Genomic DNA, 25,518 nt, shown 5'->3' with positions numbered 1-25,518 from the left:
TTCTCGCCGGGCCGCTTTTGATGAAGGATGGATCGATGGATCGCCGCCAGTTTCTGCTCGCCGGATCTTCGCTTCTCGCGAGCACTCCCCTTGCCGGCGCTGCATGGGCCCAGAGCGGCGTGGCAGCCCGTGTCGGCTACATCCCGGTCATCGGCACGGCGCCTGTCTTCGTTGCCAATGGCGAAGGCTGGCTCAAGGAGGCCGGCATCAATGCCGCCTTCACGGTTTTCGAATCCGGTCCGAACATGATCCAGGCACTGGCCTCGGGCACGATCGACCTCTATGTCGCGGGCATCGCACCGCTTGCCGTCGCCCGCTCGCGCGGCGTCGACATTCGCGTCGTGGCCGCAACTGCGATCGCCGAAAACGTCTTCGTGGCAGCTCCCGCGCTCGCCAGGTATTTTACGCCCGGCACCGCACCGGCTGCGGCCTTCAAGGCACATAAGGCCGCCACCGGAAAGGCGGCCCGGCTTGCGACCCAGCCGGCCGGCTCGGTGCCCAACACCACCCTGCAATATTGGCTCTGGGAGGTCGCCAAGGCCGACAAGGCCGATGTCGAGGTCGTGCCGATGGGCATCGACGCGACCCAACAGGCCGTGCTCGCGGCAGCCGTCGAGGGCGCGATCGTGCGCGAGCCGGCGCTGTCGATCATCCAGACCCGCAATCCCGGCATCAAGCTGATTGCCGGCGGCGAGGAGCTGTTCCCGGGCCAGCCCGGGACGGTGGTCGCGGCATCAGGCGATTTCATCACCAAGAATCCCGACGCCGTGCAGAAGCTGGTGACGAGCCTCGTGCGTGCCGCCGCCCTGATCGCCAAGGATCCCGACAAAGCTGCCCCGCATGTCGGCGCTGCGCTTGGCAAGGGCATCGTCGACCCGGCCCTGATCCGACAGGCGCTGACCTCGCCCGCCAGCAAGTTCCAGATCGATCCGCGCGTCATCATCGAGCCATCGCGTGCCATGCAGGCCTATCAGGTCAAACTCGGCTCGCTCGAGAAGGAGCTGCCTTTCGACGGCCTGTTCGAGACTCAGTATTACGAGCGCGCCATCAAAACCCTTTGACAGAATCCGGCGGCTGATCTTGACCTCGCTCAGGGCTCCGGCCCTCGCCTTTGCAGGCCTCCTCGCCTTCCTGCTGCTCTGGGAGGCGATCCCCTATTTTGGCCTGGTGAACCCGGCCTTCCTGCCTGGCCCGTCTGCCTTGCCGAAGGCATTCTGGCGCGAGGTGACCTCGGGTGCGTGGCTGTCGGCGATCGGCGGCTCGCTCGGCCATTACTTCACCGGCCTCATCGTCGGCGCCGGCCTCGGCATCGCCACCGGCGTGCTCGTCGGCATGTCGCGCACTGCGGAAGAGGCCACGGCCTGGGTCGTGCGCGTGCTCCGGCCGATTCCCGGCCTCGCCTGGGTGCCCTTCGCCATCATCTGGTTCGGGGTCAATCCATCGGCGGCGGTCTTCATCATCGCCATCGGCGTGTTCTGGATCGTCTTCTTTGCGGCGCAGGGCGCGATCCGCGGCGTCGACCGTGACCTGATCGAGGTTGCGGACGCGTTTGGTTTCCGATCGGCTTGGCAGCGTCTGAGCAAGATCCTGCTGCCGGCCGCAATGCCCGGCATTCTGGTCGGCGTCCGCACCGCGCTCGGCCAGGCCTGGATGGCGGTGGTCGCCGCCGAGATCTTCGGCGTCGCCGGCGTCGGGCAGCGCATGATGCAGGCCTCCAGTCTGCTCGCGACCGACATCGTGGTGATCTACATGCTGACCATGGCTGCGCTTTACGGCCTGCTCGACACCGCCTTCGTCGCTTTCCAGGGATGGGTGCTGCGATGGAAAGCGTGATCGACATCAAGGCCCTGTCGCTGACCTTCACCCGCGACGGGGAAGCGACCGAGGTGCTGCACAAGCTTGACCTGCAGGTCGCGCGCGGCGAATTCCTCGCCATTGTCGGCCCATCCGGCGTCGGCAAGTCGACGCTGCTGCGTGTCATCGCCGGGCTCGCGAGGCCGAGCGGCGGCGAGGTCATCTTCCATGCCCGGGACCGGACGCGCCGGCCGGTCGCGCTAGTCTTCCAGGATTCGCGCCTGCTGCCCTGGCGCAAGGTGATCTCCAATGTCGGCTTTGGGCTCGAGGGGCGGGCCTCGCGCCCTGCGCGGCTCAAGCGGGCTCAGGAGATGCTCGATCTCGTCGGGCTCGGTCAGCTCGCACAGCGCTGGCCGCACCAGCTCTCGGGCGGCCAGCGCCAGCGCGTCTCGCTGGCGCGCGCGCTCGCGGTCGAGCCGGAAATCCTGCTGATGGACGAGCCCTTCTCGGCGCTGGACGCACTCACGCGCGAAACCCTGCAGGACGAGTTGATCCGCGTCTGGCAAAGCACCGGCAAGACCGTGCTCTTCGTCACGCATGACATCGACGAGGCTGCCTATCTCGCCGACCGCGTCGTCGTGCTCTCGGGCGCACCCGGCCAGATCATCGCCGAGCATCGGATCACCGCTCCGCGCCCGCGCCGCCGCGGGGCCGCCGCCGAGACCGAGATCGTGCGTGCCGTGCGCCGCGGACTTGGCGCCGATATCGTCGCGGATGGCGCAGCGATCTGATCGCCGGTCACACCACGTCGTGATTCCAGCCGACGCGCAGCGCAGCCTCGGACGCTCTCAGGGGCGCCGGGAGCGATGCTGGCGTCCGGAACGGCGGCGCCGCGCGGCTCGGACGGAATGATGAAGCTCCCGTGCGCGGGGCGACATCATGGCGCGGGGCATCCTTGCACCTGATGCCCGAAGAAGGCCCTGCTCACGCGCTATCACCGGCTTGTCATTGGCATGCGGCTCCAATCTGGGGCAGGTGAGCTGAGGCTTTTACGGATTAGATGACGGAAAACATGGTCGAGCGCATTACAAACGGCTTGCTGCGGCGGGGCCTTCTCATCCTCGCACTGCTCCTGCCCGGCGCCGCCCTTGCCGCTGAATCGGCTGCGGTCACCAGCCCCCGCGTCACCGCGACCCTGCTCTCCAGCCGCGACGTCGTTGCACCCGGCGAGCGCTTCCAGGTCGCGCTCAGCCAGAAGATCGCCAAGGGCTGGCACACATACTGGGCCAATCCCGGCGATTCCGGCGAGCCGACGCGAATCGAATGGACTTTGCCCGCAGGCTTCAGCGCCGGTGCGATCCAGTGGCCGGCGCCGAAGGCGCTCCCGGTCGAGCCGCTCGTCAATTTCGGCTTCAGCGATGCCGTGTTGCTGCCGGTGGAGATCACCGTTCCCGAAGGCGCACAGCCGGGCGAGCGCCTGACCCTCAAGGCGAACGCGACCTGGCTGGTCTGCGAGAAGATCTGCATTCCCGAGGAAGGCTCCTTCACGCTCGACCTCAAGGTCGGCCCGGCCCCGGTCGCCGATGAGGCGGCACAGTCGCGGATCGACGCGGCCCGCGCCGCGCTGCCGCAACCTGCCGATTTCCGGGCGAAGCTGACCCAGGACGGCGATGCGCTCGCCCTCGCGCTGCCGGGCCTCGCGCAGCCCGTCGAGGAGCTGCGCTACTTCCCGCTGCTCGAGACCTTGATAGAGCACGCCGCCCCGCAGACCGCGACGAACTCTGCCGCTGGCACAACCTTGCAGCTTGCCCGTTCCAGCTCGTTCAAGGTCGGCGAGACCGAACTCAGCGGGGTCATCACCTATCGCGAGGCCGGCGTGCCACGCGCGCTCAGCCTGATGGCCGATGTCGAGCCTGCGCTGGTCAATTCCACCCCTGCGGCAGCCACGCCGCAAGCTGCCCCGGCCGTGGTGCGCGCCTCCGCGGCGCCCGAAGGCAACCTGACGCTCTGGGCGGCACTGGCCTTCGCGTTCGCCGGCGGCCTGATCCTCAACCTGATGCCCTGCGTGCTGCCGGTACTGTTCATCAAGGCGCTCGGCTTCGCGCAGGCCGCGCAGGCGAGCCGCGCCGAGGTGCGCGAGCAGGGCCTGCTCTTCCTCTGCGGCGTCCTTACCAGCTTCATCGTCCTTGCCGGTGCGGTGATCGCGCTGGCAGCGCTTGGCACCAGCATCGGCTGGGGTTTCCAGCTGCAATCGCCGCCGGTGGTGATCGCGCTTGCAGTCATCATGGTGCTGATCGGCCTCAACCTGCTCGGCGCATTCGAAATCGGCGGCTCCGTCCAGGGCGCCGGGCACGGGCTTGCCTCCAGCGGCGGGCGCTTGGGCGCCTTCATGACCGGGGCGCTCGCCGTCATCGTCGCGACGCCCTGTACCGCCCCCTTCATGGGCGCGGCGATGGGATATGCCGTGACGCAGCCGCCGCAGATCGCGCTTGCGGTCTTCCTGGCGCTGGCGCTCGGTTTTGCCGCGCCGGTGGTCATCCTGTCCTTCGCTCCCGGTTGGCTGCGTCTGCTGCCAAAGCCCGGCCGCTGGATGGTGATCCTCAAGCAGGCCTTTGCCTTCCCGATGTTTGCGACCGCCACCTGGCTGGTCTGGGTCGCCTCCGTCCAGGCCGGGCCCGGTGGCGTGCTTGCCGCTCTGGCGGCGATCCTCGCCGCCGGCTTCCTCGTCTGGCTGCTCGGCCTCGGCCGCAGTGCCGGCGGGCGGACCCGGATCGCCCTGTCGGCTCTCGCCCTGCTCGTCGCCGTGAGCGCCGGGGCCTTCGTGCTGCAGAGCGCCGTTCCAAGCGCGACGGACGCAGCACGGGCCGGCGACATCGAGCCCTGGTCTCCCGAGCGCGTCGCCGCGCTGCAGGCGGAAGGGCGTCCCGTCTTCGTCAACTTCACCGCGGCCTGGTGCATCACCTGCCTCGCCAATGAGCGGGTCGCGCTGGTCCGGCAGGAGGTCAAGGACACCTTTGCCAAGCTGAACGTCGCCTATCTCAAGGCCGACTGGACCAACCGCAACGCCACCATAGCGGCCGCACTCGCCGAGCACGGCCGGGCCGGCGTGCCGCTCTATCTGTTCTATCCCGGCACGAAGGGCGCACCGCCCGAGATCCTGCCGCAACTCCTGACGACCGACATGCTGGTCGAGGCTGCCGGCCGTGCCGCCGGCAAAGAGGCGAGGACCGCAGAGAACCGGCCCTGATCCTGGGAAGAGGGAGGCAGACATGACAGCTGTGACACGTCAGAGTTTCATCGCAGGCTTGGTCCTTGCGGGCCTCACCCTCGCAGCGGGCTCGGCGCAGGCGCAGAACGGCCCGCGGGTCGGCGCCCCGGCTCCCGCCTTCTCTGCGATCGACGTCGAGGGCCGGACCAGGTCGCTCCCGGAATTCGCGGGCAAGACCGTGATCCTAGAGTGGACCAATCACGACTGCCCCTATGTCCGCAAACACTACAACAGCGGCACCATGCAGAGCCTGCAGCGCGACATGACGAAGGAGGGCATCGTCTGGCTGAGCGTCGTCTCCTCGCCTCCAGGCGAGCAAGGCTATGTCACGGCCGCCCAGGCCAAGGAGTTGACCGCCTCGCGCAACGCTGCCCCCAGCGACCTGTTGCTCGACCCCAAGGGCACCATGGGCCGCGCCTATCGCGCGCAGACCACGCCGCATATGTACATCATCGATGGCAAGGGCATGCTGGTCTATGCGGGCGCGATTGACGACAGGCCCTCGGCCAGCGCCGCCAGCCTGAACGGCGCCAAGAGCTATGTGCGCCAGGCAGTCGCCGAAATGAAGGCCGGCAAGCCGGTCTCCGAGGCCGCGACCAAGGCCTATGGCTGTTCGATCAAGCTCGCACCGCTGAGCTGACGCCTGCAAGCGCCGCGCCCGCGCTGTCGCGGCGCCCCGAAGCCATCTGTGCCGGCGTCAGCGCGGCACCGTTTGTGACCTACCTCATCAACAAGGGGGTCACTGGTCCGGCGGGAGGTCAGGGACGCTTCTGATACGCTGAACGTGGCCTAGCTTGAGCCCGGCTGGACCAATCTCAAGACAAAGCGCAACCCGGGCCAGGACACGTCGTCTCGTACGAGCCGGAAGCCCAAATTGCTCGGCGGCGTGCCCGATGCGCAGCCCCCAGCACGCGCATCGCGCACGAAATCGGCCATATAGGCGCGATGAAGGCCCTCAACGACACGAACTCCGCAATTGGCCACGGCGGCCGTCCTTGCCCCCGCAGTATCCAGGGTGATGCGCTGAAAGCAGGTATCGGTCCATTCCCAGACATTGCCGGCCAGATCGAGAAGTCCATTCTCGTTCGCGCCGAAACTTCCAATCGGCTGTGGTGCCTTGTCGGCCGCCATCACGCGACTCGCGTCCCTGTCATAGATCGCAAGTGCCCGCTGGCCCGGGTCGCTGCGATAGAGCTCCTCCGGAAGGGCGTCGTCGTGGAATCGGCTCGCGGCCGCGTAGGCCCATTCTTCGTCGGTCGGCAGCCGGAATCTCGTCCCCGTCTCGCGTGACAGCCAGGATACATAGGTCTGAGTGTCCCGCCAGCTCACCCCGACAACAGGACGGTCGGAGGCGGTCTCGCCTGGACCCGTCGCCGGACATGCTCCGGCTTTGACGCAGAGCTGATAGTCGGCCACCGAGACCTGATTTTTCATCACGGCCAGCGGCCTGTCGACCGTGACCGCCACGATCGGCGCGGTGATCGGCTTCCCATCCCGTAGGAACTCGCCGTTGGCACGGAAATGGATCGCCCCAGTCCGGAGTTCCACGAGCTCCGGAAGCTGCACACTTGGTGCCGCCGAGCCCGTGCCATATCTCGGCGCGAGGGCCGAGATCGCGATGGGTGCGAGCCCCGCGGTGGCCAGGGCCATGAGCTTGAACGCGGACAGCATGGTGCCTCCCGAGGCGGCCGTCCGACGGCCCAAAGGGCTGATGGTCAGATCACTGATGCGCGGCGCTGCTCACAATCGGCCCGGGTGCCATTACCTGGGTCATCAGGTCATCATTCCATGGGCCCTCGACCCTGAAATGGGCTGTCGCGCCAAGCTCGAAGGCCTCGATCATGTTGTGGTTCACGTAGCCGACAATGCCCGGCTGAAGGAACTTGGTGAGCGCCGCGCCCGCAGACCCGCCCCGAATGAACCAGGTTTCGAGGTTGGTTTCGGGAGGATTCGAGAACTTGCCGGTCTCCCAGACATAGTCGCCGAAGCCGCCGACCAGATGCGGACGAGTGTCGCGGCTGGCCTGGGAGTGAACGATCAGTACGTTCTCGCCGACCTTTGCGGGCATCGCGTTCCTGCCAGTCAGGGCTCCGACCGCGCCGTTGAACACGACGTGACTTGGCACCAGCTTTCGCATGACCTCCATCGTATCCATGTAAGCGTCGCCATGGCTGTCGTAGTGCTTGAATTTGCCCTTCTCGTCGCGCGGCACGTAGTAGTCGGTCTCGCCGATGTAGTAGACGCGATCGTAGCGGAGTGGCCGTCCGGCGCCGTCTTTGAGGCCGTCCCGCGGCAGCACCATCACGGCGCCGCTCATACCCGAGGTGATGTGCCAGGGCGTCATCGCCCCCGGGATGCAGTGATACGCGAACACCCCCGTCCGGGTGGCCTTCCAGCGCAGCACGGCCCGCTCCCCGGGGTTGATCAAGGTCAGGTCGGCGCCTCCTGATGCGCCCGCGGCGGCATGGAAGTCGATATTATGCGTCATCACGTTGGTGTCGGGGTTGGCGAGCGTCACCTCGACATAGTCGCCCTCGTGCACGACGAGGAGCGGCCCGGGGATCGACCCGTTGAAGGTCATGGCCTGCAGCTTGGTGCCCTCTTCGTCGATGACAATCGTCTTCTCTTCGACCCAGAGCCTGAATTCCATGATCCTCGGGCCCAGCTTGGTCGCCTGCTCGTGAGGATGAACGAAGGGCGGAGCGACAAGCTCAACCTTATGCCGCGGCAGATCGAGCGCCCAAGCCGATGCAGGAGCGAGCAGCGCCCCGGCCAGGAGTGCGGCGCCCCTGAGGGCGACCCGTCGGGAGATGGTGACCTTACCATCGGCAATCTCGAATGCCTGTCCCATGGCCATCCCCCTCGAGCACCATTCATTCGAAAGGATACCGGCGGTGCAGTCGTGGAACTACGGACCAAGGTCGAAGAGCATTCGTGCTGTAGGTCTTGCAGCCCTTTGGCCGTGGCGCCGGCGCGCCCGGATCAGGGTGCGGCAGATGCCGGACCAAGGCAGAGCTACTGCGAGTCCCCGACCTCCGCCACCAGCCCATCTCGTCCTGCCTCGGCGTTCATGTCGGCGACAGACACCACCGCTCGCCGGCCGGTGGGCGTGCCCCGCCTGGCAGGCGCCCCGGTCGTGTGGTGGGCACGATCATGATATCCGCCGCCGATCTTGCGCTGCGCGGGGAATTCCGCTGCTTGCGGCTAGCGCCGCCCCCGTCGCCTGGTCTGTTCCCCCGCGCCCTTCGGCCGAGATTCCGGCACCGGGCCCATCTCGTCCAGGCTCGGCTTGCGTGGACGGGAGACCGGTTTGGCTTCGCCGCCGCCCCAGTTATGCGGGCCCATATCCTCATCGGTGGGCTTGCGCGCCCGCGTCGGCAGGTTCGCCGATGCCCCGTAACTGCGCTCCCCCTTGTACTTGCCAGCCGAGGCCTCGACGTCGCTCTGGCGGGCGAGCGGATCGTCGGAGATGGCGAGTTCGGTCGCCTGCAGGCGCTTGATCTCGTCGCGCAGGCGGGCGGCCGTCTCGAATTCGAGATCGGCGGCAGCCTCGCGCATGCGCTTCTCGAGATCCGCCAGCGCAGCCTTGAGGTTGTGACCGGCGATCGGCGCATCGACCAAACCCTTGTCGACCGTGACATGGTCGCGCTCGTAGACCGAGCCGAGGATGTCGCCGATGGCGCGCTTGATCGTCTGCGGCGTGATGCCGTTCGCGAGGTTATAAGCCTCCTGCTTCTCGCGGCGGCGATTGGTCTCGGCCATCGCCCGCTCCATCGAGCCGGTGATGTGGTCGGCATAGAGGATGACCTTGCCGTCGACATTGCGGGCGGCGCGGCCGATGGTCTGGATCAACGAGGTCTCGGAGCGCAAAAAACCCTCCTTGTCGGCGTCGAGAATGGCGACGAAGCCGCATTCCGGAATGTCCAGCCCCTCGCGTAGCAGATTGATGCCGACCAGCACGTCGAAAGCGCCGAGGCGGAGATCGCGCAGGATCTCGATGCGCTCGATCGTATCGATGTCGGAGTGCATGTAGCGCACGCGCACGCCATTCTCGTGCAGGTACTCGGTCAGGTCCTCGGCCATGCGCTTGGTCAGCACTGTGACGAGGCTGCGGTAGCCCTTCTCGGTGACCTCCTTGATCTCGTCGAGCAGGTCGGCAACCTGGTGCTTGGCGGGGCGGACCTCGACCGGGGGGTCGATCAGCCCGGTCGGACGGATGACCTGCTCGGTGAAGACGCCGCCAGTGCGGTCCATCTCCCAGCCGCCGGGCGTCGCCGAGACATGCACCGATTGCGGGCGCATCGCGTCCCATTCCTCGAAGCGCAGCGGCCGGTTATCCATGCAGGACGGCAGGCGGAAGCCGTACTCGGCCAATGTCGCCTTGCGGCGGAAGTCGCCCCGGTACATGCCCCCGATCTGCGGCACGGTGACGTGGCTCTCATCGGTGAAGACGAGCGCATTGTCGGGCAGATACTCGAACAGGGTCGGCGGCGGCTCGCCCGGCTTGCGGCCGGTGAGATAGCGCGAATAGTTCTCGATGCCGTTGCAGGAGCCGGTCGACTCGATCATCTCGATGTCGAAGGTGCAGCGTTGGTCGAGCCGCTGAGCCTCGAGGTAGCGCCCCATCCGATTGAGCTCCTCAAGGCGGGCCTTGAGCTCCTCCTTGATCGACTTGACGGCCTGGGTCAGCGTCGGGCGCGGCGTGGTGTAGTGCGAATTGCCGTAGACTTTCACGAATTCGAGGTCGGCTGTCTTCTGGCCGGTGAGCGGATCGAATTCCGAGATGCTCTCGACCTCATCGCCGAACAGGCCGATGCGCCAGGCGCGGTCCTCATAGTGGGCCGGGAACAGCTCGATGACGTCGCCGCGCACGCGAAAGGTGCCGCGGGCGAAATCGCCGAGCGTGCGCTTGTATTGCAGGGCGACGAGGTCGGCGATGAGTTGGCGCTGCTCGATGCGCTCGCCGAGTTTGATGGCGAAGGTCATCGCCGTATAGGTCTCGACCGAGCCGATACCGTAGATGCAGGAGACGCTGGCCACGATGATAACGTCGTCGCGCTCCAGCAGAGAGCGCGTGGCCGAGTGGCGCATGCGGTCGATCTGCTCGTTGATCGAGGATTCCTTCTCGATGAACGTGTCAGATCGCGGGACGTAGGCCTCGGGCTGGTAGTAATCGTAGTAGGAGACGAAATACTCGACCGCGTTGTCGGGGAAGAAGCTCTTGAACTCGCCGTAGAGCTGTGCGGCGAGCGTCTTGTTCGGGGCGAGGATCAGTGCCGGGCGCTGCGTCTCCTCGATCACCTTGGCCATCGTGAAGGTCTTGCCGGAGCCGGTGACGCCGAGCAGGACCTGGTCGCGCTCCTGCCGTGCGACACCATCGACGAGATCGGCGATCGCGGTCGGCTGGTCACCTGCGGGCTCGAAATCCGACTGCATGCGGAAGGCGATGCCGCCCTCGGACTTGTCCGGTCGAGCCGGGCGATGCGGCGTCCAGGGCTTGCCGGGATCGATGAAAGGACTGCCGGACTCCAGCAGGTGCTGCAGCGAATGCGCGGTGACGGAGGCCGCGGTCTCGCCCTCGGCCTCGCCGAAAGCGGAAGCCGCGTCGCCCTTCTTCGGCTTCTTCTTCAGCTTGGTGTCGCCGGGGCGCGGCTCGCCATAGCCGGCCTGTGGCTGGTCGCTGAAACCGGAAGCGCCACCCGGGACCGCCCTGCCGCGGTTGATCGCGGGATTGAGCAGATCGGCGAGATAGCCCTCGAGCGGCATCAACTCCGGCTTGGTGGCCTTCGAGTTCGGCGTGCGCGCGGACGCGGGCTTCTTTGCAGGCTTCGCCTTGGCGGTCGTGTCGGAGCTTTTCGGCATGGCCGCAATATGGGGCGAAACCGGTCCGGGCGCGAGGGCTAAGCGGTCGCAGCTGGCGCATAGCTGACAGCAGGTGACAGGAGCACGCCGTGCCGTGCGCACCCGGATTGAAGCGATTCCTGAGCGGGCGCGATGGGCGTCCGGCCTTATCGCGCGCCTGCGCATGTCGAAACGGAGCGAGCCTTATCCGCGCGACTTGGTCTTGCCACGAGCGCGGGACGTATTCAGGGTCACGGCTGCGCGAATGAGAGCCTTCAATGCCCCTTCGTCAATCGTCTCGCCCTCATGGACGTCGATGGCACGCCTGGTGTTGCCGTCGAGACTGGAATTGAAGAGGCCTGATGGGTCGTCGAGCGAAGCCCCTTTGGCAAAGGTCAGCTTGACGACGCTCTTATAGGTCTCGCCGGTGCAGATCATTCCGTGGTGCGCCCACACGGGAACCCCTCGCCACTTCCACTCCTCGACGACCTCGGGATCGGCCTGCTTGATCCATGCGCGGAGCAGGGAGAGCATCGTGCCCCGCCAGTCTCCCAGCTCGCTGATCCGCTCGTCTATCATCTGGGACGGGGAGTTTTGGTTCTGGGACTCGCTCTGGCTCATGATCTTCCCTCGATGCTGCTGTTTCTTGGACGAGGCCACCGTCTGCTCGACATCGCGATACAGCCTCTCGAAGAGGCCGCTTCGGCCCGGCAAACGTTTGGGAGAGCACGCTGCGACGGCACGGGATCAGGACGCATAACTCTCTGGCTATTGGTCTGAATTCATAACCAATAGGATATGTGTCGGTCAATCGAGACCGTCACTCGCAACGATCCGTTGCCGCGTTTCCAGGACGATCCACTTCGGGTCTCGCGACACACGATCAGAGTGGCCGCGATGGAAAGTCTGGTGCGAGCGCAGAGCTTCTCGGGCATGGCTGCAACCTTCAAGCGAGACTGTGCTCGCTATCCCGGGGCAGCGGCGGCGCGATGGTTCCGCTCTCGATGGTGCGGCCGGACACGTCGGTGTAGACTGCCCGGGTCTTGTCTTCGGCAGTGCCTGATCCCCATCTCCAAGTGATCGCCGCTTCAGATTCCAGCATCGGGTTGGCGCTGCAGCACATGCAGCCGTGAGGACGTAACACTGAAAGCTGTGGTCCGGTTCGCCGGATGTGCCGAGATCAATAGGAGGAGGCCAGAATGACTCGCGCCTTCGTCAAGGAAGCCGAGGAAAGAGGGACCCTGGACGAGCTGCCAGACCGGCCAGTCTCGCCTCACCCGAACCTCGTGACGCCTGAAGGGCTCGCACAGATCGAGGCCCAGCTGGCGCGCTGGCATGACGAACACGCGGCGGCGCTGGCTGGAGGCGACCGCACCGAGATCGCTCAGACGCGGCGCGAGTTCCGCTACTGGACCGCGCGGCGCGCCAGCGCCAAGCTGGCCCCTGCGCAGGAAAGGCACGACATCGTCCGCTTCGGCTCGACAGTGACGATCCGCCGGGCCGACGGGCGCAAGCAGAACTGGCGACTGGTCGGCGAGGACGAGGCCGATCCGGCGCGGGGAACGCTGCCCTATGTCGCGCCGTTGGCGAGCGCGCTGATGGGCAAGGGCATTGGCGAGAGCGTCAGCATCGGCGTTGAGGCGGTCGAGATCATCGCAATCGCCTGAGGCGATCGTTCAGCTTTCCGCGAGCCAGGCCTGAATCCCTGCTGCAGCTGCGACTCCGGTCGCGAAACAGGCCTGCAGCAGATAGCCGCCGGTCGGCGCCTCCCAATCCAGCATCTCGCCTGCGACAAAGGTACCGGGCAAGCGTTTCAGCATGAAGCCTTCCTCGACCTCGGCCGCGGCGACGCCACCGGCGGTGGAGATCGCCCGCTCGATCGGTCTGAGACCGGTGAGCACCAGAGGTGCGGCCTTGATCAGTGCGGCCAGCCTCTCCGCGTCTTGGGGAAGTGGCCCCTTCGCCGCTTCGCGCAGCAGCGCAATCGCGGATGGAGCAAGACCTGCAGCCTTGCGCAGATGATTGCTCAGCGTCACGCCCTTGCGACGATGCGCGAGCCGCTGGACCAGCAGCGCCGCCTCGTGATCGGGCCGCAGATCGACGGTGATGACCGCCCTGCCCTCGCGCAGGATCGTCTCGCGGATCGGGGCAGAGAGTGCATAGACCGCCCCGCCTTCCAGACCCGCCGCATCGATCATCGCCTCGCCGGGCACGGATTGGCCGCCGAAGCTCAGGACGATCCGTTTCAGCGGCACGCCGGCAAAACGCTCGCGCATGGTCTGCGACCAATCGACCGTAAAGCCGCCATTGGATGGGCGCAGCGGCGCAATCGCAATGCCGCGCGCTGCCAGCAAAGTCGCCCAGGCGCCATCGGACCCTAGCCGCGGCCAACTTGCGCCGCCGAGCGCGAGCAGCGTCGCGTCGTGCTTCGCCTCGAAATCGGCGCCATCGCGGCTCCGGAACGTCAGAACGCCCGCTTCGCTCCAGCCGGTCCAGCGCTGCCCAGGCGCGAAGGCGACGCCGAGACCATCGAGCCGGCGCAGCCAGGCACGAAGCAGGGGGGAAGCCTTCATGGCGCGAGGGAAGACACGCCCGCTGCTGCCGACGAACGTGTCCTGCCCGAGCGCATCGGCCCAGTCGCGCAGGGATTGCGGCGGGAAGGCACGAATGGCCGGCTCCAGCCAGGTTCGGGCATCGCGATAGCGGGCCAGGAAGCTGTCGAGCGGTTCGGAATGGGTGAGGTTCAACCCGCCGCGCCCGGCCAGCAGGAATTTGCGAGCCGGCGAGGGCATGCGATCGTAGATCGTGACCGCATGGCCGGCCACTGCGAGGCGCTCGGCCGCAATCAGCCCGGACGGCCCTGCTCCGATGATGGCGATGTGATGTGAGGACATCGGTCCGGCTTGCCGTCCGCGCGGCCTGCGGTCAAGGGTAATCCCGCCGCGCGGGCCATCGATAGGACGAACCATGCCGACCATCGCCGCCTATCTTGGCGCAGCCATTCTCGAAATCGCCGGCTGTTTCGCGTTCTGGGGCTGGCTCCGGCTCGGCAAGCCGATCTGGTGGATCGTGCCCGGACTGGTTTGCCTCGCCCTGTTCGCCTGGCTGCTGACGCTGGCGGAGAGCGAAATGGCCGGACGCGCCTATGCCGCCTATGGCGGCATCTATATCGTGAGTTCGCTCGCCTGGCTCTGGGTCGTCGAGGGCTTTCGCCCCGACCGCTGGGACATTGCCGGCGGGCTGATCTGCCTCGCCGGCGCGGCGGTCATCATCGCAGGGCCGCGCTAGAGTATCGGCCCGAAAAGTGGATTGCGGCTTTCGGGAAAGCCGATGCAAACATAGACGATCAGATCATCGCGCCGGGTTCGATATCCGGCCCGACGATCCAAGTCTCAGCTCCGCGCAAAGGTCTCGTCGAAGGCGTAGCCGGCGCCACGAACGGTCCGCAGCGGATCCTTGGCGTTGTCGGGGGTGATCGCCTTGCGCAGGCGGCCGACATGGACGTCGACAGTGCGCTCGTCGATATAGACATCGCGACCCCAGACCGCGTCGAGCAGCTGGGCGCGGGAATAGACCCGACCCGGCGCCTGCATCAGGAACTCGAGCAGGCGGAACTCGGTCGGGCCGAGATGCAACTCGCTCCCTGAGCGGCGGACACGGCGGGTGGTGCGGTCGAGTTCAAGATCGCCGGCGGCCAGCAGCCCGGCAACATGACCCGGCTTGGCGCGGCGCAGCAGCGCCTGGATGCGCGCGATCAGCTCGGGCAGCGAGAAAGGCTTGACGACATAGTCGTCAGCCCCGGTGGCAAGGCCGCGCACACGCTCGGTCTCCTCGCCGCGGGCCGTGAGCATGATGATCGGCACTCGCTCGGTATCGCGACGGGTCCGCAGCCGCCGGCAGAGCTCAATGCCGGAAAGGCCCGGTAGCATCCAGTCGAGCAGCACGAGGTCCGGCGTATGATCGCGCAGATGCAGCTCGGCATCGTCGCCACGCGCTACGCTATCGACCTCGAAGCCTTCGGCCTCGAGATTGTAGCGCAGCAGCAGGGTCAACGGCTCTTCGTCCTCAACGATCAGGATGCGTGCAGGCATGTCTCACTCGGTCCCAAAGGTGTCGGGCGCCGGTCACTCACCGGTGGCGGCGTCCAGAAGAATGTTGGTGGTGTCGAGCTTCGGACGGGCTGCGTCCAAGGCTTCGCCCGTGACGAGATAGTGGATCGTCTCGGCGATGTTGGTGGTGTGGTCGCCGATACGCTCGACATTCTTCGCGCAGAACAGGAGATGCGTGCAGAAGGTGATGTTGCGCGGGTCTTCCATCATATAGGTGAGCAGCTCGCGGAAGAGCGAGGTATAGAGCGCGTCGATCTCGTCGTCTCGGCGCCAGACCTCCATGGCCTTCTGCTCATTGCTGACGGCATAGGCATCGAGCACGTCCTTGAGCTGGGCCTGAACCAGGCGGCTCATATGCTCGAGGCCGACGACCGCACGCGACGGCGGCTGGAACTGGCCGGAGATCGCAACGGCGCGCTTGGCGATATTCTTGGCGAGATCGCCGACACGCTCGATATCGGCGGCGATGCGAATGGCGGAGATCAGCTCGCGCAGGTCGTTGGCGAGCGGCTGGCGCCGGGCGATGGTGAGGACCGCCTTCTCCTCGACCTCACGCTGCAGGTTGTCGAGGCGCTGGTCGGCGCTGATGACCTTCTGTGCCAATCCGGTATCACGGCGCACCAGGGCGACCGTCGAATCGCCGAGCATGCGCTCCGACATGCCCCCCATCTCGGCAAGGCTGCGGCGGATCCCCTCGAGATCGGCGTCATATGAGCGGACGATGTGATCAGTCATCGCGGCGTGTCCTTTGTCGGCAAAGCAGTTGGAAGGCTTGGTACCGTTTCAGCCGAAGCGACCGGTGACGTAATCCTGCGTCTGCTTCTTGTGCGGGTTCATGAAGATGGTGTTGGTGGCGTCGAACTCGATCACCTCGCCCAGATACATGAAGGCGGTGTACTGCGAGATGCGCGCCGCCTGCTGCATGTTGTGGGTGACGATGACGATGGTGAAGTCGGTCTTGAGCTGCTCGAGCAGGTCCTCGATCTTGCCGGTCGAGATCGGATCAAGCGCCGAGGTCGGCTCATCGAACAGGATCACTTCCGGCTTCTGGGCGATGGTACGCGCAATACAGAGGCGTTGCTGCTGGCCGCCGGACAGGCCCATGCCGGAGGTCTTCAGCTTGTCCTTGACCTCGTCCCAGAGGGCAGAGCGGCGCAGCGCACCTTCGACGCGGTCGTCGAGTTCGGACTTCGGCGGCTTCTCATAGAGGCGGATGCCGAATGCGACATTGTCGTAGATCGACATCGGGAAGGGCGTCGGCTTCTGGAACACCATGCCGACGCGCGAGCGCAGCTCGTTCACATCGATATCGTTGCTGATGACGTTGCGGCCGTCGAGCAGGATCTCGCCGGTGGCGCGCTGCTCCGGATAGAGTGAATAGATCCGGTTGAAGATGCGCAGCAGGGTCGACTTGCCGCAGCCCGACGGCCCGATCAGGGCGGTGACATGGCGGTCCCGGAAGTCGAGATTGATGTTCTTCAGCGCCTTGTGCTCGCCGTAGTAGAAATCGAGGTTCTTGACCGCGATCCGGACGGGGGCCTCGGCATCAAGCGCTTGCGGGCTCAGTTCCAGCGTCGAAAGCATCGACTTGTTCCTTCAGATCGAACGCGACGAGGGTTTAAGGCCGTTCATTTGCCGCCCCGCACGATACGGCGGGCGATAAGCGAGAGGCACAGGATCGAGACGGTGATGATCAGCGAACCGGCCCAGGCGAGCTGCTGCCAGTTCTCATAAGGGGCGGAGGCGAACTGGTAGATCGTCACCGGCAGGTTGGAGACGCCGCCGACGAGGGTGGGCGAGAACCAGAAATTGTTGTTCAGCGCAGTGAAGATCAGCGGCGCCGTTTCGCCGGCGATGCGCGCCAGGGCCAGCAGGATACCGGTGACCATACCGGATTTCGCCGCCCGCCAGGTCACGCTGGTGATGACGACCGAAGGCGGGGCGCCCAGCGCAGCACCGGCTTCGCGCAACGAGCTCGGCACGAGGCGCAGCATGTCCTCGGTGGTGCGCACGATCACCGGGATCGCGATGATGCCCAGCGCGACGCCGCCGGCCCAGCCGGAATAGCCGCGGAACGGCTCGACCAGGATGACGTAGACGAAGAGGCCGATCAGGATCGACGGTGCCGAGAGCAGGATGTCGTTGATGAAACGGATCAGATCCGCGAGCTTCGAGCCCTTGCCGTATTCGGCAAGATAGGTGCCGGCGAGCACGCCCACCGGCGTCGCCACGGCGATGCCGAGGAAGGTCAGCACGATCGAGCCGACAATGGCGTTGGCAAGGCCGCCCCCCTCGCTGCCGGGACCGGGCGTGACCTGGGTGAAGGTCGCGACGGAGAGCCCGCCGATCCCCTTCACGAGCAGCATGCCGAGAATCCAGAACAGCACGAAGATGGCGAGAAGGGTGAAGCTGGTGGCGATGATTTTCATCGCCCGATCGGCGGTGCGGCGCGCGGGACGGACACGGCCCCAGACCTGATGAGGCGTCGTGGCGGGCGGGGTGACGGCGCTGTTCATGGCCAGGCTCCGCTCAGAAGGACTTGACGCGCGCGACAAGGATACGCGCGATCACGAGGACGACGAAGGTGACGAAGAAGAGGATACAGCCAAGCGCGATCAGCGCGTTGAGCTGCAGGCCCATCGCCTCGTTGAATTCGTTGGCGATGCGCGAGGCGATGGTCGAGCCGGGATCCATGATCGAGGCCGAAAGCCGGTTGGCGTTGCCGACGACGAAGGTCACCGCCATGGTCTCGCCAAGCGCGCGGCCAAGACCGAGCATGATGGCGCCGATGATCGAGACGCCGGCCTGCGGCACCAGCACATGGCGCACGACCTCCCAGGTCGTGGCGCCGATGCCATAGGCGCTCTCACGCAGTACGGACGGGATCTGCTCCAGCATGTCGCGGGTGATCGAGGCAATGAAGGGGATGATCATGAAGGCGAGGATGATGCCGGCCGTCAGGATGCCGAGGCCCGAGGGCGAGCGCGAGTAGAGCACGGTGCCGACCAGCGGAATGCCTTCGACGATGTTCGAGACCGGGATCTGCACATAGGCCGCGAAGAGCGGCACGAAGACGAAGAGACCCCACATGCCGTAAATGATCGAGGGCACGGCAGCGAGCAGCTCGATCGTCGTCGAGACCGGGCGCTTGAACCAGGGCGGCGCGAGCTGGGTGAGGTAGACGGCGATGCCGAGCGAGAGCGGTACGCCAAGGACCAGCGCGATCAGCGCGGTCGACAAGGTGCCGACGATGGCGGGCCAGGCGCCATACTGCTCATTCTGGGTATCCCAGACGCTGGACGTGATGAAACCAAGGCCGAATTCGCGGAAGGCAGGCCAGCCGCCGATGATCATCGAGGCGATGATGCCTGCGAGCAGCACCAGCACGAAGAGCGCAGCGGCCCGGCTGGCATTGCGGAAGACAATGTCGAAGGTGCCCTTTGGAGTGCGGCGAATGGCAGGCGCACCGGGCGCGGCCATCTGGTCTGTCACGGCAGCCATCCGTGGTTACTCCGGTCGCATAAGAAGCACGAGGAAACGGGTCTCACAAAGTCGAACGCGAGGCGGGAACTGCCCGCCTCGCGCCATAGCATGGATCAGAAGATCGGCTTGCCGGCCGGGTCGGTGACGCCCTTCCAGGCGGCGCGGACCTGATCCTTGACGTTGGCCGGGAGCGGCACGTAGTCGAGATCGAGCGCGAGCTTGTCGCCGTTCTTGTAGGCCCAGTCGACGAATTTCAGCGCGGACTGCACCTCTTCCGGCTTCTCCGGCTTGGCATGCACGAGCAGGAAGGTGGCGGAGGTGATCGGCCAGGCCTGGGCGCCCTTCTGGTTGTTCAGCGAGATGCCGAAGCCGGGAGCCTCGTTCCAGTTCGCATTGGCGGCAGCGGCCTGGAAGGACTTGTCGTCCGGAGCCGGGAACTGGCCTTCGGCATTCTCGACCAGCGCATGGGCCAGCTTGTTCTGCTTGGCATAGGCGTATTCGACATAGCCGATCGAGTTCGCGACCTGCTTGACGGAGGCCGAGACGCCCTCATTGCCCTTGCCGCCGATGCCGACCGGCCACTGCACGGCGGTGTTGGTGCCGATCTTCGACTTCCAGTCCGGCGAAACGCGCGAGAGATAGTCGGTGAAGACGAAGGTCGTGCCCGAGCCGTCCGAACGATAGACCGGGTTGATGTTGGCGTCAGGCAGGGTCAGGCCGGCATTGATGGCGACGATCTTGGGGTCGTTCCACTTCTTGATGGTGCCCTGATAGATGTCGGCGATGATCGCGCCGGTGAGCTTCAGCTTGCCCGGCTCGACGCCGGCAATGTTGACGGCCGGAACGACGCCGCCCATGACGGTCGGGAACTGGATCAGGCCGTCCTTGGTCAGGTCCTCGCCCTTGAGCGGGGCATCGGTCGCACCGAACGCAACCGTCTTGGCCTTGATCTGCCGGATACCGCCGCCCGAGCCGATCGACTGATAGTTGAGACCGATATTGGTCTCCTTCTTATAAGCTTCAGCCCATTTCGAGTAGATCGGGAAAGGGAAGGTCGCGCCCGCGCCGGTGATGTCAGCGGCCTGGGCAACGCCGGCCAGGCCGATCGTCGCAGCCGCGAGAATGAGAATTTTGCGCATTAGAGGAGTCCTCGTCTGGGTCGCAGTCTTTAGCAGCCCCGCTAGAACACCTTCCATATGACAGACAGATGACAGACCGTCACGTTCGCCGTCACATTGGTCAGGATGGGCTCCGCATCATCGCGCCGAGGCGCGGCAGGATCGCCTTGAAGAGCGCACCCTTGCCGTACTCGCTCTCGATGGTGAGACGGCCGCGATGGCGTAGCACGATGTGCTTGACGATGGCGAGACCGAGGCCCGTGCCGCCGGCCTCGCGGCTCGCGGCCGTGTCGACCCGATAGAAGCGTTCGGTGAGGCGGGGCAGATGCTCGGGCGGGATGCCCGGCCCATCGTCACGAACGCTGACGCTGGCTTCGCTCACGCCCTCGACCACATTGATCGCAACCACGCCGCCCTCGCGGCCATATTTGATGGCGTTCTCGACGAGATTCTCCATCAACCGCAACAGCTCGTCGCGGTCCCCCGCGACCTGGACCGGCTGGGGCGGCGTCTCGAGCTTCAACGTCACCTTGCGCCCGCGTGCCATCAGGGTGAGCGAGTCGACGATCTCGCGCGAAATCGCGGAGAGATCGACAGGCGTGTCCGGTGCGAGATGGGCGCGCAGCTCGATGCGCGAGAGCGAAAGCAGATCGTCGACCAACCGCGCCATGCGCAGGCCCTGCTCGCGCATGATGGCGAGGAAACGGTCGCGCGCGCCGGTATCGTTGCGCGCCGGCCCCTGCAGGGTCTCGACGAAGCCGAGAAGCGAGGCGAGCGGCGTGCGCAATTCGTGGCTGGCATTCGCCACGAAATCGACGCGCATGCGTTCTGTGACGCGCAGCTCACTCAGATCCTCGAAGGTCAGCACCACGGGATTACGCCAGACGCCGCCGGTCAGCGCCGCGATGTGGATCCGGAAGGTGCGCTCGACCGGCACGCGCTCGATCAGCTCGATGACCCGGCGCCCTCCGCGGCGCGAAACCTGCTCGATCGCGTCGATCAGGTCGGGGTCGCGCAGGACGAGCGTCAGCGACTGGCCGCGTTCGAGCGCTGGAATGAGCGCACGCATCGCCGGGCTCAGCGCCTGCGCCACACCCTGCGCATCGAGCAGCACCACGGCGGCCCCCAGCGCCTCGATCAGCGCTGCAGTGGCCGGCGCGTGGGGATCGACGACATCGACCATGTGAACATGCCTATCAGGAGGAAGCTGGCGCCCTCATAGGGGGTGGCACGCACTCTGCCAATCGCTCCGGGCGAGATGCCCCGCACTTGCGAGGCCTCCCAGAGCGTGCAGCGACAGCGCGGGCGAAAGCCATGCCATCCCGGATCTCAGCAGGAGCGAGAATGTGCTCGGGTGATCACTATCGGCAACGCGCTAGGCGCCGTGGAGGTCGAGGCTGTCTTGACCACGGTCGGGATTGCGACCGGCCTTCTCGCTCAGATCAGGAATGTATCTCCAGCCAATTATTGCCTCTTGATTGAGGCATTCTCGAACATGGAAAGGATCCGAATGATGATGCTCACCCGACAGAATGATGACCCTCGACCTGGCCAGCCATCTTTTGGCCTTTTAACGACACTATTCGGACATGGAACTGCTCGGCCAGACCAAGAATCTGGTGGCTTGAGCCTTCCATCCTCCCCAGTCTTGTTGAGTATTTTATGCGTCGCATTATCTTGTCTGCATGTGTTGCAGTGTGCCTCCCTGTATCCGCCTATGCCAACGTTCCCCCCGGAAAGGTCTCGTTCCAACCGCAAGTGAAGGGGTTGGGCTGCCTCAAACCCGAAACCCTGGCGATGATCAGCGAGTTGGTCGCCAAGATCGGCCCGATCAAGATCACCTCGACCTGCGGTGGTCGCCATGCCCGGAACTCGCAGCACTATAGCGGAAAGGCGATCGATTTCAGGCCGGTGGCTGCTTCAACGCGCAGCGCGGTCGCTGCGGCCAAGGCCCTCGCGAGCACCGGCGGCGTCGGCTCCTATTCGAACGGCCTCGTCCATGTCGATGTCGGAGCGCGCGAGGCCACCTGGTATGGGCACAAGCGCAGCAGCCGTCAGGTCGCCTACGCAGCGCGCAGCAGCCGCTAAGACATCGCTCCGAAAAGTGGATTGCGGTTTTCGAGAAAGCCGCTGCAATCACAGGAGGTCAGATCATCGGACGGACACGAGATCCAGTCCGATGATCTGGAAGTGCCGCGCCCTAGATGTCGTGGCGCTTGATGCGGCGGATCATTTCGTGGAGCGCCAGCATCACCAGCGCCAGGATGAAGGGCAGCAGATAGTAGATGATGCGGAAGAGCAGCAGGGCTCCAAGCACATGGCCATAAGGCAGCCGGTTGAGCGCGACGAGCATCGTCGCCTCAAAGACGCCGAGCCCGCCGGGCGTATGGGCGGCTATGCCGATCAGGCAGGCAAAGACATAAGCTGCCAGGAAGGCCGGATATTCCAGCCCATAGCCGCCGGGCAGCAGCACGAAGAGCACGGCAGCGGCGGCGCAGACCTCGCAGGCGCCAAGCGTCATCTGGCCTAGCGTGATGCCCAGTCCCGGCAACGGCAGGTTCCAGCCGCGAACCCGGAAGGTGCGTTCGTCGGTCGCGACCCAGGCGAGATAGCCGAGGATGGCGAGCGCCGTCGCGGCTCCGACGACCTGCACGACCCAGGGCGAGGTGCGTGCCAGCAGGGCGACAGAATCGGTGGCATAGAACAGGCAGGCGCTGAGGATCGCGCCGAGTCCGAGCCAGAAGGTCAGGCCGGCGATGACCGTCAGGCGAGCGACCTCCGAGGCGCGCACACCCTTGGCCGAATAGATCCAGTAGCGAACCGTGCCGCCCGTCACGATCGGGAAGCCGAGCGTGAAGGACACGGAATAGCTGGTGAAGGAGGCGAGCGCGGTCGTGCGGTAGGGGATCGACATCCCCAGCCTTCTCAGCGCCAGCGCATCATAGCCGGTCAACAGCAGATAGCTCAGCGCGGTGAAGCCGAGCGCCAGCCCGATCTGGCGGCGGCTGGCATCGGCGAAGGCACCGGCCACCTGGCCCGGCTCCATCTCGCGGATGATCAGCCAGAGGACGGCCAGCGAAGCGACGAAGATGACCGTGCTGGCAAGTGGGCCGAGCCAGCGCCAGCGGCTGCGTTTGCGCAGCGGCATTCCGGGCTCGTGCGGGCCGTACGACATGCTCTCTCGTGGTCAATTGCGCGAGGTGGGAGTGTGGCTCGCGCCGATTGCGGACGGGAGGGCACCGCAGCACCCCGGCCCCGACAGATAGCGCCTCGGCCGCGATCCACAAGACGGAAGGACGCGGCGAATGCGCGCCATGAGGCTGATGCAGGGCGCGTCGGGCCGGCATTGCGACGGCCCGACAACATCTGTCCGCTCCGGCCCAACCGTTTGGCTATCCTCAGATTTCTCTGACTTGAGCGGCCGCGAAGAATGCCTCCGGCCCCTCGATCTCGACCAATTTGCGATTCTCGATGAGCCAGAAGCGATTGCCGACCGCCCTGACGAAGCTGCGATCGTGTGAAACCAGCAGGCAGCTCGCCTCATGCGCCATGAGTTCGCCCTCCAGTGCCTCCTGCCCTTCGATGTCGAGATGGTTCGTCGGTTCGTCGAGCAGATAGAAATTCGGATTGGCCAGACGCAGCACCAGCATGGCGAGCCGCGACTTCTGTCCGCCCGAGAGCGCGCCGATCCGGCTGCTCTGCATGTCGATCGACACTCCCGCACCCGCCAACAGGCTGCGCGCCGGTTGGTCGCCGACATCGAACCGTCGGGTGATCACGCCATGCGGCGTATCGCTATCGGCAAGTTCGGAGAGGCTCTGGCTGCTATAACCCAGGGCAAGCGACGGCGTGACCTTGATGCTCGCACCGTCGGCTTCCGCGATCGCATCCCTGATCAGGCCGATCAGTCGCGACTTGCCGGTTCCGTTGCGGCCAAGCAGCACGATCCGGTCACCCTGGGCGATCGAGCGTTTGCCGGTCTTGAACAGCAGCGCCCCATCCGGCGCCTCGACGGAAAGATCGTCGAGCGTCACCAGGACCTTGGCGTGCGTGCCGCGATTGGCCAGCCGGATCGCTCCCGATGAGCGCTCCTGATAGCCAGGTCGTGCCGCCTCCTCCAGGCGCTCGGCTCTTTGCCTGAGCTGCTTGGTCTTGACCACGAGCAGGTCGCTGCCGGAATTGATCCCGATATTGTTCAGCTTCGCAGCCTGCCGGCGCAGCTGCTGGGCCGTCTTCATCTCGCGCTGGTAGCGACGCTCCTCCCCGGCATCGACCTCATCCAGCGCGGCGCGCGCCAGCGTATAGGGCAGCGCGAAGACCGGTGAGCTCTCCAGCCTGAGGAACAACGTGCGGTTGGTCACCGCGTCGAGGAAGGCGCGGTCATGGCTGGAGATCACGACGGGCACGTCGCGCGGCAGGCCATTCAGCCAGTCCTCGAGTTGGCTGATCCGGGCGAGGTCGAGATGGTTGGTCGGCTCGTCGAGCAGCAGCATGTCGGGATCGGTCACCCAGACGCTGGCCAGCAGGGCGAAGCGCTGCCAGCCGCCGCTCAGCTGCGACAAGGGGCGCCGGCGAAGCGCCTCGGGAATCTCGAGCGCTTCCAGCGCGACGTCGACGCGCCAGGATTCCGTCTCGGCCTGCTCCGGCGACAGGGCCTGAAGCACGAGGTCATAGAAGGGCAATGCCAGCAGCGCGGCCGGAATCTCCTGCTCGACATGACCGACGCGAAGCCCGCGCGAACGCGTGATCTCACCCGTCGTGGGTTCATGGGAGCCGCCGAGGCAACGCAACAGCGTGGATTTGCCCCGACCATTGGCGGCGACGAGGCCGAGGCGATCGCCCGGCCCGATGGCAAGATTGAGATTGGAAAAGAGCGGCGCACCAAGCGTGACGCCGAGTTTGCGAGCGTTGATCAAGGCCATAATCGTTCTCTGGACTGCCCGAGCCGTTGACCGGCATCCAGGAAAGGCGCGTTTCACGGCCTTGTGGATGCAGATGCCAGATGCCTGTGCGGCGTCAGCTCGTTGAATTGGGAGAGGCGCAGTTCACCGGAGCCATAAGGCTCGATGCTGCGCCGCCACGAAGGGCAGACCGGGAAGAGAACCGCTGAGGGATCGTCCTTGGGTCAGCCCTGCAAGACTGCTTGCAGGGCCTGAACGGGGCCACGCTGACGATGGTGACGAAAAAACGTGATCACGCAGCCCCCCTTTCTCGAATGAGCGATGGAAACAGCCCTAGCGCCGTTCCCGATCGTTCGCAACCGCAGCTTGTCTCAGGCTGTCTTGCGGAACACGCGCAGGGTCTTGAACTGGCCAATCTCCTCGACCGAGCGCGACTTCACCCAGTCCGCAATGATCGGCTCGGCCGAGGCATAGGCGAAGGAGCCAGTGTAGAACAGGATATGGCCGCCAGCATCGGTCTGGTCGGTGAAGAGCTGCATCACCTCGAGATCGGTGAGCGCGCCATAGGCGTCGTTCTTCTCGCTGCGGAACTCGCAGGAATGGAACAGGGTGACGATGTCGAAGCGCGGCAGCAGTTTTGCGTTGCTGGTGTAGATGTCGCCGAAATAGGCGGAATAGGTCTTGGTGATCGAGGGGTTCTCGGTCGCCAGCTTGACGAAGGCATCATATTCCTTGGGCGAGGCGGTGATGCCCAGCACGGAGCAGTCGAGCTCCGGCTCGGCGCAGCGGATGCCGATATAGTGATGGCCGCCGGTCCCGAAATGATAGATGCGCTTGCCAGTGAGGCCCTGATCTTCGAGCCATTCGACGAAATGCACGTCACAAGGGCACTGCTCGACCCGCAGGCCCCAATAGACGTCCCAGATATTCAGCATGCGATCAGCTCCGTAACAGGCAGGCCCGACGGGCCTGCGGCATGAGGCAAGGCGGGCTCGATCAAGCCC

The 25,518-nt window shown here is 65.6% G+C and carries 23 protein-coding genes; 8 read left to right on the top strand and 15 right to left on the bottom strand.

The features are described 5' to 3' along the window. The first annotated feature begins 35 nt into the window (after nucleotides 1–35). The 5 genes from AB4099_RS15745 (at nucleotide 36) to AB4099_RS15725 (ending at nucleotide 5,702) form a co-directional block, all read left to right on the top strand. The gene (locus AB4099_RS15745; protein ID WP_113517962.1) at nucleotides 36–1,061 is read left to right on the top strand and encodes an ABC transporter substrate-binding protein; all 1,026 of its coding nucleotides are present in this window, start codon (nucleotides 36–38) and stop codon (nucleotides 1,059–1,061) included. Nucleotides 1,062–1,080: 19 nt separating this feature from the next. Next, nucleotides 1,081–1,833 carry an ABC transporter permease gene (locus AB4099_RS15740; protein WP_441478728.1) on the top strand — a complete coding sequence of 251 codons (753 nt, stop codon included), beginning with the start codon at nucleotides 1,081–1,083 and terminating at the stop codon, nucleotides 1,831–1,833. Then, nucleotides 1,821–2,585 carry an ABC transporter ATP-binding protein gene (locus tag AB4099_RS15735; protein ID WP_441478727.1) on the top strand — a complete coding sequence of 255 codons (765 nt, stop codon included), beginning with the start codon at nucleotides 1,821–1,823 and terminating at the stop codon, nucleotides 2,583–2,585. The genes AB4099_RS15740 and AB4099_RS15735 overlap by 13 nt, the downstream gene beginning before the upstream one ends. A gap of 281 nt (nucleotides 2,586–2,866) precedes the next feature. Beyond that, a complete protein-coding gene (locus AB4099_RS15730; protein WP_441478726.1) occupies nucleotides 2,867–5,041 on the top strand; it encodes a protein-disulfide reductase DsbD family protein in 2,175 nt (724 codons plus the stop codon). A 22-nt stretch (nucleotides 5,042–5,063) separates the two neighbouring features. Next, complete coding sequence (locus tag AB4099_RS15725) at nucleotides 5,064–5,702, top strand: redoxin domain-containing protein (protein WP_113517044.1); 639 nt, start codon at nucleotides 5,064–5,066, stop codon at nucleotides 5,700–5,702. Between the two features lie 149 nt (nucleotides 5,703–5,851). Here AB4099_RS15725 and AB4099_RS15720 read toward each other — a convergent pair whose 3' ends face one another. From AB4099_RS15720 to AB4099_RS15705, 4 genes are all read right to left on the bottom strand, one after another. Next, the gene (locus AB4099_RS15720; protein ID WP_441478725.1) at nucleotides 5,852–6,733 is read right to left on the bottom strand and encodes a formylglycine-generating enzyme family protein; all 882 of its coding nucleotides are present in this window, start codon (nucleotides 6,731–6,733) and stop codon (nucleotides 5,852–5,854) included. A 49-nt stretch (nucleotides 6,734–6,782) separates the two neighbouring features. Next, entirely contained in the window at nucleotides 6,783–7,913 is a 1,131-nt protein-coding gene (nirK, locus tag AB4099_RS15715) for a copper-containing nitrite reductase (protein WP_113517043.1), read from the bottom strand. Nucleotides 7,914–8,266: 353 nt separating this feature from the next. Then, on the bottom strand, nucleotides 8,267–10,924 hold the full coding sequence (gene uvrB, locus AB4099_RS15710; protein WP_441478724.1) for an excinuclease ABC subunit UvrB: 2,658 nt from the start codon (nucleotides 10,922–10,924) through the stop codon (nucleotides 8,267–8,269). 183 nt (nucleotides 10,925–11,107) lie between these two features. Beyond that, entirely contained in the window at nucleotides 11,108–11,524 is a 417-nt protein-coding gene (locus AB4099_RS15705) for a DUF1801 domain-containing protein (protein WP_441478723.1), read from the bottom strand. Nucleotides 11,525–12,102: 578 nt separating this feature from the next. Here AB4099_RS15705 and greA point away from each other — a divergent pair. After that, on the top strand, nucleotides 12,103–12,570 hold the full coding sequence (greA, locus tag AB4099_RS15700; protein ID WP_441478722.1) for a transcription elongation factor GreA: 468 nt from the start codon (nucleotides 12,103–12,105) through the stop codon (nucleotides 12,568–12,570). 9 nt (nucleotides 12,571–12,579) lie between these two features. Here greA and AB4099_RS15695 read toward each other — a convergent pair whose 3' ends face one another. Beyond that, nucleotides 12,580–13,797: a TIGR03862 family flavoprotein gene (locus AB4099_RS15695; RefSeq protein WP_441478721.1), complete on the bottom strand. Its 1,218-nt coding sequence runs from the start codon at nucleotides 13,795–13,797 to the stop codon at nucleotides 12,580–12,582. Between the two features lie 73 nt (nucleotides 13,798–13,870). Here AB4099_RS15695 and AB4099_RS15690 point away from each other — a divergent pair, with 73 nt between their 5' ends. Next, the gene (locus AB4099_RS15690; protein ID WP_441478720.1) at nucleotides 13,871–14,191 is read left to right on the top strand and encodes a YnfA family protein; all 321 of its coding nucleotides are present in this window, start codon (nucleotides 13,871–13,873) and stop codon (nucleotides 14,189–14,191) included. Between the two features lie 104 nt (nucleotides 14,192–14,295). Here AB4099_RS15690 and phoB read toward each other — a convergent pair whose 3' ends face one another. The 7 genes from phoB to AB4099_RS15655 all read right to left on the bottom strand — a co-directional run bounded on the left by phoB (nucleotide 14,296) and on the right by AB4099_RS15655 (nucleotide 20,796). Continuing rightward, entirely contained in the window at nucleotides 14,296–14,994 is a 699-nt protein-coding gene (phoB, locus tag AB4099_RS15685) for a phosphate regulon transcriptional regulator PhoB (RefSeq protein WP_043235687.1), read from the bottom strand. Nucleotides 14,995–15,027: 33 nt separating this feature from the next. Further along, a complete protein-coding gene (gene phoU / locus AB4099_RS15680; protein WP_069878062.1) occupies nucleotides 15,028–15,747 on the bottom strand; it encodes a phosphate signaling complex protein PhoU in 720 nt (239 codons plus the stop codon). Between the two features lie 48 nt (nucleotides 15,748–15,795). Continuing rightward, the gene (gene pstB / locus AB4099_RS15675; protein WP_069878064.1) at nucleotides 15,796–16,596 is read right to left on the bottom strand and encodes a phosphate ABC transporter ATP-binding protein PstB; all 801 of its coding nucleotides are present in this window, start codon (nucleotides 16,594–16,596) and stop codon (nucleotides 15,796–15,798) included. Nucleotides 16,597–16,640: 44 nt separating this feature from the next. Beyond that, complete coding sequence (gene pstA / locus AB4099_RS15670; protein ID WP_113517038.1) at nucleotides 16,641–17,528, bottom strand: phosphate ABC transporter permease PstA; 888 nt, start codon at nucleotides 17,526–17,528, stop codon at nucleotides 16,641–16,643. Nucleotides 17,529–17,541: 13 nt separating this feature from the next. Next, nucleotides 17,542–18,513 carry a phosphate ABC transporter permease subunit PstC gene (gene pstC, locus AB4099_RS15665; protein ID WP_069878068.1) on the bottom strand — a complete coding sequence of 324 codons (972 nt, stop codon included), beginning with the start codon at nucleotides 18,511–18,513 and terminating at the stop codon, nucleotides 17,542–17,544. Between the two features lie 95 nt (nucleotides 18,514–18,608). Next, the gene (gene pstS, locus AB4099_RS15660) at nucleotides 18,609–19,634 is read right to left on the bottom strand and encodes a phosphate ABC transporter substrate-binding protein PstS (RefSeq protein WP_113517037.1); all 1,026 of its coding nucleotides are present in this window, start codon (nucleotides 19,632–19,634) and stop codon (nucleotides 18,609–18,611) included. Nucleotides 19,635–19,734: 100 nt separating this feature from the next. Then, on the bottom strand, nucleotides 19,735–20,796 hold the full coding sequence (locus tag AB4099_RS15655) for an ATP-binding protein (RefSeq protein ID WP_113517036.1): 1,062 nt from the start codon (nucleotides 20,794–20,796) through the stop codon (nucleotides 19,735–19,737). A 614-nt stretch (nucleotides 20,797–21,410) separates the two neighbouring features. On the opposite strand from AB4099_RS15655, the gene AB4099_RS15650 reads away from it, so the two are divergent. Further along, nucleotides 21,411–21,701 (top strand): peptidoglycan L,D-endopeptidase MepK, encoded by a 291-nt coding sequence (locus AB4099_RS15650; RefSeq protein ID WP_441478719.1) that lies wholly within the window; start codon nucleotides 21,411–21,413, stop codon nucleotides 21,699–21,701. A gap of 112 nt (nucleotides 21,702–21,813) precedes the next feature. Here the strand turns inward: AB4099_RS15650 and AB4099_RS15645 are convergent, their stop codons facing one another. The 3 genes from AB4099_RS15645 to AB4099_RS15635 all read right to left on the bottom strand — a co-directional run bounded on the left by AB4099_RS15645 (nucleotide 21,814) and on the right by AB4099_RS15635 (nucleotide 25,449). Beyond that, nucleotides 21,814–22,761 carry a lysylphosphatidylglycerol synthase domain-containing protein gene (locus tag AB4099_RS15645; RefSeq protein ID WP_162768303.1) on the bottom strand — a complete coding sequence of 316 codons (948 nt, stop codon included), beginning with the start codon at nucleotides 22,759–22,761 and terminating at the stop codon, nucleotides 21,814–21,816. A gap of 250 nt (nucleotides 22,762–23,011) precedes the next feature. After that, complete coding sequence (locus AB4099_RS15640) at nucleotides 23,012–24,535, bottom strand: ABC-F family ATP-binding cassette domain-containing protein (RefSeq protein WP_441478718.1); 1,524 nt, start codon at nucleotides 24,533–24,535, stop codon at nucleotides 23,012–23,014. A 350-nt stretch (nucleotides 24,536–24,885) separates the two neighbouring features. Beyond that, a complete protein-coding gene (locus AB4099_RS15635; protein WP_441478717.1) occupies nucleotides 24,886–25,449 on the bottom strand; it encodes a hypothetical protein in 564 nt (187 codons plus the stop codon). Nucleotides 25,450–25,518: the final 69 nt, after the last annotated feature.

It is taken from the genome of Allobosea sp. 2KB_26 (assembly GCF_052115715.1).
Classification (GTDB): Bacteria; Pseudomonadota; Alphaproteobacteria; order Rhizobiales; family Beijerinckiaceae; genus Allobosea.
This window is presented reverse-complemented; position numbering and strand designations above follow the sequence as displayed.